This is a genomic window from Nocardia farcinica, assembly GCF_029867845.1.
Taxonomy (GTDB): Bacteria; Actinomycetota; Actinomycetes; order Mycobacteriales; family Mycobacteriaceae; genus Nocardia; species Nocardia farcinica_A.
Map to the genome: position 1 here is coordinate 1 of NZ_JARWRU010000379.1, position 1,158 is coordinate 1,158.

General features: G+C 74.2%; 1 protein-coding gene. It reads right to left on the bottom strand.

Annotation, left to right across the window (positions count from 1 at the left end):
- Positions 1-116: 116 nt before the first annotated feature.
- The coding region (locus QH283_RS08010) for an aldehyde dehydrogenase family protein (protein ID WP_280502382.1) at positions 117-1,158 on the bottom strand (1,042 nt) is incomplete at its 5' end.

The following is a 1,158-nucleotide window of genomic DNA, read 5'->3' on the forward strand; positions in this document are numbered from 1 at the left end:
AACACCCTGGGGCACTCCCCGCGCCGCCTGCCCCCGGGAAACCGCCGGGCCGCCCCCCCCCCCCCCCCCCCCCCCGGCCCGGCGCGGCCGCCGGGGCGTTCACGCGTGCGGGCGGATCACTCCCGCATGTGCGGGTAGCGATAGTCCGTCGGGGGCGCGAAGGTCTCCTTGATGGTGCGCGGGGCCACCCACCGCAGCAGATTCAGCGCCGACCCGGCCTTGTCGTCGGTGCCGGAGGCGCGAGCGCCACCGAAGGGCTGCTGGCCGACCACCGCGCCCGTCGGCTTGTCGTTGACGTAGAAATTGCCCGCCGCGAAGCGCAGCACGTGCGAGGCCAGGTCGATGGCGGCCCGGTCGCGCGCGAAGACCGCCCCGGTGAGGGCATAGGGCGCGGCCCGCTCGGCTTCGGCCAGCACCGCCTCGAACGCGCCCGGCTCGTTGTCGTCGTAGACGCGCACGGTCAGGATCGGGCCGAAGTACTCCGTGCTCAACGACTCGTCGCCGGGGTCGTCGCAGAGCAGGACGGTGGGTTCGACGAACCAGCCGGGGTCGTCGCGGTGACCGCCGCCCACCGCCACCGTCAAACCCGCCGCACGCGCCCTGTCCAGCGCGGCCACGTTCTTGTCATAGGCGCGCCGGTCGATCAGGGCACCGCCGAAATTGCGCAGATCGGCGACATCGCCGTAGGTCAGGTCGGCGACGGCGCCGAGGAAACGGTCGCCCATCTCCCGCCACAGCGAGCGCGGGATGTAGGCGCGCGAGGCCGCCGAGCACTTCTGCCCCTGGTACTCGAACGCCCCTCGGATCAACGCGGTCGACAACGCCTTCGGGTCGGCGGAGGGATGCGCCAGGACGAAGTCCTTGCCGCCGGTCTCGCCGACCAGCCGCGGATACCCCTGGTAGCGGCCGATATTGGCGCCCACCTCACGCCACAGGTACTGGAAGGTCCTGGTGGAGCCGGTGAAGTGGATGCCGGCCAGCCGGGGATCGGCCAGGGCCACCTCCGACAGATGCACGCCGTCGCCGGTGACCATGTTGATCACGCCGGGGGGGGGGGCGGCCGCCGCCCGCCCCCCGCGGCGGGTATTAGACGACAGCGGGGGGGGGGGGGGGGGGGGGCCCACCCCCCGGGGGGGGCGGCGACCCGGCGGGGGGGGG